This is a genomic window from Methylobacterium sp. WL116, assembly GCF_008039455.1.
GTDB lineage: Bacteria > Pseudomonadota > Alphaproteobacteria > Rhizobiales > Beijerinckiaceae > Methylobacterium.
The window spans coordinates 1-436 of the sequence record NZ_VRUV01001163.1; the positions used below are offsets into that span (position 1 = coordinate 1).

The 436-nt window shown below is 77.5% G+C and carries 1 protein-coding gene; it reads left to right on the top strand.

All coding sequences use genetic code 11. The features are described from left to right. Positions 1-304 (top strand): DUF4381 domain-containing protein (locus tag FV223_RS29880; RefSeq protein WP_147730154.1); only part of this gene is annotated, 304 nt, incomplete at its 5' end. Positions 305-436 lie beyond the last annotated feature (132 nt).

The following is a 436-nucleotide window of genomic DNA, read 5'->3' on the forward strand; positions in this document are numbered from 1 at the left end:
CGCCACGGTCCGCCGCGCGGCGTTGCGCGATCTCGCCGCCGCGCGAAATCTCGACCCGGAGGCCCGGCTCGTGGCGCAGGCCCGGCTGCTGCGCCGCGTCGCCCGCACCGTGCAGGGCGAGGATGCGGCGAGCGCGCAAGGGACGGCCTGGGCGCACAGGCTCGACGGGCTGTTCGCCACCACCTTCTTCACCGCCGGCGCCGGGCGCGTCCTCGCCGAGGAGCTCTATCGCCGCAGCGACCGGCCGGACCCGGCCGTCCTCGATGCCGAGCTCGGGCGCCTGATCGGGCGGATGCGCGGATGAGCCTGCTCCCGGCCTGGGTCACGGCGCTCGGTTCCGCGTTCGATTGGGCGGCACCGCTGGCGCTGCTGCTGCCGCTGCCGCTGCTGGTCCAGCGCTTCGTCCCGGCCGAGGCCGCGGGCGGCAGCGGCGCGC